The 8,723-nt window shown below is 39.4% G+C and carries 11 protein-coding genes; 2 read left to right on the top strand and 9 right to left on the bottom strand.

The window, feature by feature from the left end; all coding sequences use genetic code 11:
• Window positions 1-229 precede the first annotated feature (229 nt).
• From EKM76_RS11915 to EKM76_RS13720, 3 genes are read right to left on the bottom strand one after another with little or no spacing between them, the layout of a single operon-like run.
• Complete coding sequence (locus EKM76_RS11915; protein ID WP_125550844.1) at window positions 230-760, bottom strand: hypothetical protein; 531 nt, start codon at window positions 758-760, stop codon at window positions 230-232.
• 14 nt (window positions 761-774) lie between these two features.
• Window positions 775-999 (bottom strand): FtsX-like permease family protein, encoded by a 225-nt coding sequence (locus EKM76_RS11910; protein WP_263853694.1) that lies wholly within the window; start codon window positions 997-999, stop codon window positions 775-777.
• Entirely contained in the window at window positions 981-1,175 is a 195-nt protein-coding gene (locus EKM76_RS13720) for a hypothetical protein (RefSeq protein WP_225417934.1), read from the bottom strand. Before EKM76_RS13720 ends, EKM76_RS11910 begins: the two co-directional genes overlap by 19 nt.
• A 54-nt stretch (window positions 1,176-1,229) precedes the next feature.
• Here EKM76_RS13720 and EKM76_RS11905 point away from each other — a divergent pair, with 54 nt between their 5' ends.
• On the top strand, window positions 1,230-1,679 hold the full coding sequence (locus EKM76_RS11905) for a DUF2188 domain-containing protein (RefSeq protein ID WP_125550843.1): 450 nt from the start codon (window positions 1,230-1,232) through the stop codon (window positions 1,677-1,679).
• A 24-nt stretch (window positions 1,680-1,703) separates the two neighbouring features.
• On the opposite strand, the gene EKM76_RS11900 is transcribed toward EKM76_RS11905, so the two are convergent.
• The 4 genes from EKM76_RS11900 to EKM76_RS11885 form a co-directional block, all read right to left on the bottom strand.
• The gene (locus EKM76_RS11900) at window positions 1,704-2,435 is read right to left on the bottom strand and encodes an alpha/beta fold hydrolase (RefSeq protein ID WP_125550842.1); all 732 of its coding nucleotides are present in this window, start codon (window positions 2,433-2,435) and stop codon (window positions 1,704-1,706) included.
• A 175-nt stretch (window positions 2,436-2,610) separates the two neighbouring features.
• Window positions 2,611-3,207 (bottom strand): helix-turn-helix domain-containing protein, encoded by a 597-nt coding sequence (locus EKM76_RS11895; RefSeq protein ID WP_125550846.1) that lies wholly within the window; start codon window positions 3,205-3,207, stop codon window positions 2,611-2,613.
• Window positions 3,208-3,358: 151 nt separating this feature from the next.
• A complete protein-coding gene (locus EKM76_RS11890) occupies window positions 3,359-3,682 on the bottom strand; it encodes a hypothetical protein (protein ID WP_125550841.1) in 324 nt (107 codons plus the stop codon).
• Window positions 3,683-3,692: 10 nt separating this feature from the next.
• The gene (locus EKM76_RS11885) at window positions 3,693-4,091 is read right to left on the bottom strand and encodes a helix-turn-helix domain-containing protein (protein WP_225417933.1); all 399 of its coding nucleotides are present in this window, start codon (window positions 4,089-4,091) and stop codon (window positions 3,693-3,695) included.
• Window positions 4,092-4,262: 171 nt separating this feature from the next.
• Between EKM76_RS11885 and yaaA the strand changes: the two genes are divergently transcribed.
• Window positions 4,263-5,003, top strand: coding sequence for a peroxide stress protein YaaA (gene yaaA / locus EKM76_RS11880; RefSeq protein ID WP_125550839.1), 741 nt, complete (start codon window positions 4,263-4,265; stop codon window positions 5,001-5,003).
• A 101-nt stretch (window positions 5,004-5,104) separates the two neighbouring features.
• On the opposite strand, the gene EKM76_RS11875 is transcribed toward yaaA, so the two are convergent.
• Both EKM76_RS11875 and EKM76_RS11870 read right to left on the bottom strand, forming a co-directional pair.
• Complete coding sequence (locus EKM76_RS11875; protein ID WP_125550845.1) at window positions 5,105-7,153, bottom strand: alpha-glucoside-specific PTS transporter subunit IIBC; 2,049 nt, start codon at window positions 7,151-7,153, stop codon at window positions 5,105-5,107.
• 51 nt (window positions 7,154-7,204) lie between these two features.
• On the bottom strand, window positions 7,205-8,536 hold the full coding sequence (locus tag EKM76_RS11870; RefSeq protein ID WP_125550838.1) for a family 4 glycosyl hydrolase: 1,332 nt from the start codon (window positions 8,534-8,536) through the stop codon (window positions 7,205-7,207).
• Between the last annotated feature and the right edge of the window lie 187 nt (window positions 8,537-8,723).

Raw genomic sequence — 8,723 nt, 5'->3', positions numbered from 1 at the left:
GTTACAATTAGGCCTGTGGAGGAGAAGGTTTAGTGCCTTCCCCTTTTAGTTTACCAAGTTTAAAGTAAAAAATAAGGCTTCAGCTACATAAATGATGTAGCTGAAGCCCTATTCTTTTTTGTCAATAGCTTAACTTAATGACATTGCCTTTTAGGGTTACTGGCTTTATTTCATTGTTTTATTGAGTGTCTAAGCAAACAAGTAATCAATACCGCTTACCCAGAATTCGTCAGAATAGCCCCATGATCGTTGGCACTAAATTAACCACAAACAAAGTTAGCGCCACCGCCCGACCTAATTTAACTTTTTTCAACAATTGTACGAAGAACTCATATATCAGCCACGCAGTCACGATTGAGCTGATCACGGCTAATACCATCGTGCTCGTTGAATTGATCATCCCACCAGTGACAATGATCAGTACCAAATGGATCAAGCTGATCAGCACGCCTGAAATACAGGTCGTCAAGTAAAAGCTACGTTTGGTGGCTGTTTTATCCGCAGGTTCCTCATGCAAAATATTACGTAATAAGAAATAAATCAGATAACCGATATACATTGAGACAAATAAACCAAGTAATAGCCCGATTGCACTGCTACCAAAGGTGATCCATTTGACCATTGCTGGCGCACCGGCTAGTAATTTTTTGGGCGGATAAATAAATGCCACAAAATACGCCAATACCATGCCAACCACAATATACAGCCCAACCCATATTTTAGTATCGCTGGCACTGACTTGACTAAACCATTTTTTCATTTCATTTCCTCCGTTTAGCGAATAATTTCAATCAAATCTTTCCGACTAGCAGCATTGGCCGGCATAACCCCAAAGACTAAGCCCACCACTGTGGAGACGCCAAAAGCTAAGGAAAAACCACCAAAACTAAAGCTAGCGTGAAACGGCATCACTGGCAGCGCGCTAACACCTAATGCTAGTAACACACCTAAGCCATAACCGATCAAGCCACCTAAAATTGTTAAAGTCGCACTTTCCAATAAAAATTGTAGACGAATATCTTGTCGGCCCGCACCATGGCTTGCCAGATACCGATTTCATAAAACTGCCCATCCACCATGATACCATGATGTAGTGCACTGATGGTGACACCAAATAAACTTTTAACTAAACTGGCGTCTAAAAGACGAGCACGCATATTCCTTTCTTTACTCACCTAATTTACCTTAAACTAAAAATAGAACACCAACTAATTTAAGGAGGTCCACCTATGCCCTGGAACATGCAAGACTATCCTAATTCAATGAAAAATTTGGCTGAACTTGAACGAAAAAAAGCCATCGATATTGCCAACGCATTGCTTGCGAATGGCTATCCCGATGACCGTGCTATTCCGATCGCTATGAGCCAGGCCAGAAAATGGTATCAGGACCAAGATGCTAAAGAAAAAGCCAAATTCCGCAAAGAAGCGAATCCAACTAAACACGACAAGCATGAACAAAAAGGCAATCCTGAATTGATCGATGCTAACGAGATCGTTAAGCATCAAGACGATGGTTGGGCAGTCATAGCGGAAGGCGCCAAACAGGCCAGTGAAATTTTTTCTAGCAAGGAGGAAGCCGTCAAACGCGCACGCGAAATCACTAAGAATAAAGATTCTACGCTTAAAATTCATCGTAAGGACGGTAGCCTAGAAACTGAAGTAACGCCGCGAAAATAAAAATAAGCGACAAAAAAATCCCATTTATGGGATTTTATTTGTTTTAGTATTAGTTTTACCTAAACCCTGTAACCATTTAATTAAGTTCTGTGCCACTTGGCGTTGTTGCTCCTGATTACTGATTGTCGCGGTGTGGTCACCTTTTTGGGTGCCATAGCTGCCAAATCCTGCGTGATTACCGCCTTTGATTTGTACTCGCGTAGTCGATCGCGGTAAATCTTGTTGCGCAGCTCGATAAGCCGTCTGATTCAAAACACCATCCCGGCTGGCTGTAATTGATAGAACAGGTAAAACCGTTGACCGCAAGCTGCCTTTTTTATCTGGATAACTGGCTAGGAAGAAAACACCCTTCAAGCGTTCCTGATGGCGCTGTGCGTAGCGGCTAGCCATTACCCCACCGAGCGAGTGGCCGCCGATAACATAATTACGTTGTGAATTTTTTAGAATATTGTCTGCCTGATTTGGTGCCAACACCGCTAGATCCATTGGAAAATGAACAATATAGACTGGATAACCTGCCGCCGCAACTTGTTGCGCCCAGACACTATAACTAGCCGGTTCTACTAACGCGCCAGGATAAAAAATCACCATCGGCGTCGTGGTCAATTTACTTTTGAAAACTAATTCTGGCTGAGCAGCTTTTTCGGCCGTTTCGCTGGGCTGATGGATCTGTGAGCGTATATACAGCCAACCACCTAACAATAAAACTAGCAAAGTGATCAATGTTATAAGTAAAATTTTAGTGCGTTTTTTCATGAGTGCCCCTTTTGACAAGATACTTCATGATACCATATCCTGCGACTGGACTTGACTACACTATAAATAATTTAGATTAAGTTAATTAACTGCAATTTAAAATCAAGCGCACATTCAAGCGCGCTTGATTTTAAATGACCTAGCCACGCCATTAAGTTTGGCCGCCGCTTGATGCTCAGCGTTTAATGTAATAGTATATACACGCAGCAGCTACTAACGCGCCCACGACTGCACCAAGTGCTAAAAATGTCCTTTGCATAAAAGCAAAAATAGTCACCACGCCGAGCACCATAACTAACAACACCCACATTTTCTTCAATATCCCCAATTTAACGCTAGAATTAGGTTTTAGGCGTTGATAATTGTGACTAGCCACCAATAAAAGATAGCTATTCAGTAAAATGACCACCGCTAAAATAAATGCCATTACGCTATTCATTTTAACGTCAAATAATGAAAAAGTATCTGCAAGCAGTAATGCCACTAACAATAAATTAACCATAAATGACATCAACCAAATCCGGTGCGCTTCCTTCAGCGCTCGTTCTTTTCTTACTAAATCCGCCGCCATACCATTATCCTCCTTTAATAATTCATCTAAGGAGAGCTGGTAGTAATCGCTGAGCGCAATCAAGCTGGCAATATCAGGGTAACTACGTTCGTTCTCCCAACTAGAAATCGTCTGCCGCGATACATGTAATTGACTAGCCACAACTTCTTGGGTAACTCCTAATGTTTGCCGCGCTAATTTTAATTGTGCGCCCAACTGCATACCACTCACACTCCTTAATTAGAAGAATAATCGCTTCTTTATTAATATACCAGAAAAGAAAGTCTGCGGTGAGCTGATCACAAGCTAAGTTTCTTAGCAAACAGCGTCAGCAGCTCTCAAGCGCACATTCAAGCGCGCTTGATAACTATACTCATTGCCATAAAAATAGAATACCCATTAAACAAATAAATAAGCTAAACATCACTACAAAGCTAGTGGTCAGACGTATTTTTAAATGTTGTCTTTCGGCTGGCTGATCTAACTCTGCTATTATTGCATGCTGTCGTCGTAGCGTAATATAAGCAAATAGACCGATCATATTTTGGTTACTGCTAGCTAACCAACTAACTAATCCTGGCCGCGCAATTTTTCGAGCGATCGCATCGAGTCTGACTAACTGCCACAATAATAATTGGCATAGTATTACGCTCACTACAAAGCTGATTCCAAGTACGATCAATAACGTTATTCTCATGGCTATCACCTCAAATAAACCAAATCGTCAGAATAAATAACCAACAAATATTTAGCAATAATAAACCTATCAGCGCCACAGACCACCAATATTGCACAATAAAAACCAGACCAACAACTAAAATTAGATTTAAAAAGATACTTAATGCAATCAAACGCCCAATTTTGACTAAATTAGTTGATCTAATCAAATTTTTCACCATCTTCTGATCCCCCTTCAACAGTTCATCTAAGGAAAGTTCATATAACTCGGCTAAATGAATGCTACGCTCAATATCTGGATAACTGCGTGAGTTTTCCCAATTTGAAATTGTCTGCCGTGATACAGCTAACTTTTCTGCTACCATTTCTTGTGATAGATTTTGTCGTTGTCGACATTGCTTAAGTCGCTCACCAATAATCATCAGCATCCCGCCTCCTATTCAACTTAAGTTTACGTAATTAGACTACCTTTGCCCAGCAAATATTTTTGACAAACTATAATTATTGCGTAAAAGTAACCTGCATATTCACAATAATCTATTTTTCGATCCATGCTTTCTGCTAAAATACAGATAACGACTATCTGAAAGGTTTTATCTATGAAAATTATCATTGCCCCAGCGAAAAAAATGAAAATCGACACTGACTCATTTGCGGTAGCAGCTTTACCGCAATACCTGGCTGCAACCCAGCAAATTTTAACCGTACTTCGTCAACACTCCTATGCAGAATTAAAAGCGTTATGGCACTGTAGCGATAAAATCGCTCAAACTAATTACGCTTGGCTACAGCAAATAAAGCTCAAGCACCAATTAACACCGGCCTTGCTCGCTTTTTCTGGCATTCAATATCAATATATGGCGCCGGATGTTTTTACTGCGCCGGCTCTAAAATATGTACAGGCTAACCTACGAATTCTATCTGGCTTTTATGGTATTTTGCGTCCATTTGACGGTGTTGTCCCTTACCGCTTAGAAATGCAAGCGCGCTTAACTATTGATCAGTCCGCCAATTTATATGATTTTTGGGGCGCTAAGCCTTACCAAGCACTCCAAATATCTGCAGAACCGATCATTAACTTAGCTTCGCAGGAATACGCCAAAGTTATCCAACACCATTTGCAATCTGGCACACAACTGATCGATATTGTCTTTGGCCAGTGGATCGATGGCAAAATAAAAACCCGCGCTACCTTAGCTAAAATGGCGCGCGGTGAAATGGTCCGTTTCATGGCAGAAAATAATGTGCAACAGGTCAACGACTTGAAATGCTTTGATCGACTGAACTATCAGTACACGCCAGAATTATCGACTGAAACTAAGTTGGTGTTTGTTAACTAGAATGTTACTCTTTCTACCAGCGATCCAATCCAAAAAAGTAGTCATAACCGTATTGATCCGGCTATGACTACTTTTTTAATCTTTATTCATATGTTCTAATATTAATGCTCAAAAACTTCGTCAGTAACATCAACAGCTACATCCTGCTTAAGCAACTGTCCACTTTGATCATCTGGCGTAATCACGATGACGGTAGCGTCTTTCTGGGCTTCCTGAATCTGTTTAAGATCCATTACGGCCAACAAATCACCATGTTTAATTTTTTGTTGTTCGGTAACTTTAATATCAAAAGGAGCCCCTTCAAGTTCCACTGTATCTAACCCTAAATGAATTAAAATACCCGTTCCAGCCAACGTCGTTATGATGAGCGCATGCTTAGTTGGGAAAATACTAGTAATTTCACCATCAATTGGTGCATAGATATGACCATCATGCTCAGTTATTGCAAAGCCATTCCCCATCATCTTCTTAGAAAAAACTTCGTCGTTAACTTGCTCTAAAGGAATAACTTGACCCTTAGCTGGTGAGCTTAAGATTTCATGAACGACCGGAGCTGCCTCAGTTATTGTTTCTGGAGTTGGATTATTGAGTAATTCATCAAACTCACTTCTAACATTGGATACATCCATACCAACAATAACCTGTAAGGCATTTCCATTACGTACAATACCTTTAGCTTCAGCAGAGATAAATGCTTGATCATTTGGATCTACCAACGCTTCATCTTTGACGGTGACACGCAATCTAGTGACGCAATTCGTCACGTCCTGAATATTTTGACTTCCACCAAGTAACTTCAAATATGCACCCGCACGGTCTCTGAACGGATTAGTATTGACACTACCATTTTCCTTATCTTTATAATCCTTCTTCGTGAACATATTGACCATACCGCCAATTGCACGTCCTGGAGTCATAAAATTAAATTTTAATATTAGGAACCTAAATACAAAGAAGTAAATAATGATAAAACTTAATCCAATTCCCCATTGAATAACATAAGTAATCCAATGATTATGCCACATTGGAATATAATTTTTAGCAATAATTTCAATTAATCCGCCACCCATATCACCAGTAACACCAGCAATATACATCGTTGTTGCTAAACATGCTGCTAATACTGCATGAACAAAGAATAGTACTGGGGCAATGAATAGAAAAGTATAGTCAAACGGTTCAGTGATCCCGGCAAAAACAGCAGTTAGTACACCAGGAACTATCAAAGCTAATACTTTTTTCCGATTCTCCTTTTTCGCAGTGACATAGAATGCTGCTGCAATACCTGGAATACCAAAGATATTCGACATTCCTTGCATCGAGAAGCCACCTTGCGGATATAACGTTTTTAAGGAAAGCGTAGAATTAGCAAATTGCTTAATATGCTCCATCCAGTAAAGTGTCGTTCCTTGAGGTACGATTGCTGGTCCATACTGGAATGGTGCATATATAAAGTGATGCAACCCGGTTGGTAGCAACGCTTTCTCCAAGAAAATAAAAGTGAAAACGCCTAAATCACCGGATCTAACCATAAATGATTGTAGTGACGAAATACCACCTTGTAGAATTGGCCAGCTCCATGAGAATAATGCTGCTACAGGAATCATGAAAAAGAAACCAATCATCGCTACAAAAGCAGAACCTTGGAAAATTCCTAACCAATCAGGAAGTTTTACATCATAATACTTATTATGCAGCCAAACAACAATTCCGGCGAGAATAATTGCACCAACAACACCAGTATCTAGTGTTTTAACACCAGCGATCATTTTTAAGCCATTACCTTCACCAGCACCCGCCTTGAAGTTAACACCTAAACTAGAACCGAACATCGTTAAGATAGCGTTTACAAAATTATTGAAGGTTAAATAGAGAACAAATGCCTCTAATGCAGCCCTTTCCTTTGCCTTATTGGCTAACCCCAATGGCAGTCCAATAACAAATAAAATTTCCATATTATTGAAAACGGTCCAACCGCCAGCATCAATTACTTTCCAGATGGTCGACCAAATCGTACCATCTTTTGCGATTGCTCCAATAATATCCGGATTCGTCGCAACTGAAGAAAGACCGACAATGATACCTGAAAAAACAAAGAAAATAACGGGTGTAAACATCGCACCACCAAAGCGTTGCAGCTTAGCCATCATATTACTGTTTTTGAGATGTGGTTGTTTTATTTTCATTATCCTCTACCCCATTTAATTTAAGTCCGGCCAGTATCCCTTATTAGCAATAATCATGTCATCCAATACCTTTTTAGCTTTATCTGCTGAAGGCACCGTTTGATTTAATGTAAATGATTGAAGTGCTTTTTGATAAGATTGCTCGAAGAAAGCATCAACCAGTAATTTTTCTGCAGCATTTTGTGCTTCCATTAATCCCTTATGAAAATCACCAATTGGCTGCCGTAAAGAAATTGGTTCGGCACCTAATCTACCAACATAGGCAGGCACTTCCACCATTGCATCGGCTCTTAAGTTTTCAATTGCGCCATGGTTAGGGACGATCAGCATAAAACGCTGATGTCCGTCTTCTAAAATCGAAATCGCCATATCCACGATATAATTTCCATGTTCACCAAAATCAGCATCATAGTAACTGCCACTAATACCGTCTCTAAGATTAGCAGCAATTTCCTTAGTTTCTTTTACCCGGCTATCCATAATTTCATTAGCTCGTGTATAACTAGAATCGGTTTCTTGTACGACTAAATCTGGATAGAGATAATATTCTAAATAATTATTGGGAATATTATCAGGAAAATTATTGATGATTTTGCTCATCATATTCCATGCATTTTGCCAAGACGGATCTGCCGCATTAAATTCAGCAATTTTCATTGGCGCCTTTTTTAACTTTTCAAGTAGTTCTGGCATAACATCACGCTCTAATTTTTTATCGTAGATTGATGTATACCAACCAAAATGATTCAATCCATAATACTGTGGAATCCAATTTTTACGGTCATAGCCATAATTTCTAGCAATGGTCTCTTCAATTGAAATTGTCATATCACAAGCATTTAGCATATGCGCCTGAGGATATTTTCTACGTACTGCTTCTGACACTAAAGTCTCTGGATTTGTATAATTTAAAATCCATGCATCCGGTGCATATTTTTGTACAAAGCCAACCATCTCTAAAAGTCCACCAATAGAACGTAAACCATATGCAAATCCGCCTAGACCACAAGTTTCTTGGCCAACCAAGCCATATTTTAATGGGATTTTTTCATCTTGCTCGCGCATTTCAAAGCCGCCAACACGAATTTGTGAAAAGACAAAATCAACATGGGTAAAAGCAATCTCTGGATCAGTGGTTTGTTTTAATTCAACAGCTGTTATGTGTTGTTTTTTTAATAAGTAACTAACAATGGTATACATATCATCATTACGTTGTGCATCAATATCATAAAGTGTTAACGTAGAAAATGGTAACCGATCAATGCTATTCAACAATGCTTGTACAATACCTGGTGTGTGTGTCGCACCTCCGCCAGCGATCGTAATATTTAAATCTTTTGTTTTCAAATTAAAAACCTCCCTTAGTTTTCCAAATCAATTATAATCGCGCATTTTAGAATCAAGTTAGCCACTGTCTCAAAATTTTTTGGACAATAAAAAACATCAAGAACAGATATCCTGTATCATTGAAGTTCCTACACAAACAATGGAAGAGGATGTTGTCTTGATGCAGAAACAGGATAGCACACACCGC

The organism is Loigolactobacillus zhaoyuanensis, from assembly GCF_003946385.1.
GTDB lineage: Bacteria > Bacillota > Bacilli > Lactobacillales > Lactobacillaceae > Loigolactobacillus > Loigolactobacillus zhaoyuanensis.
The sequence above is the reverse complement of the archived record's forward strand: the minus strand, read 5'-3'. Positions and strand labels throughout refer to the sequence as shown.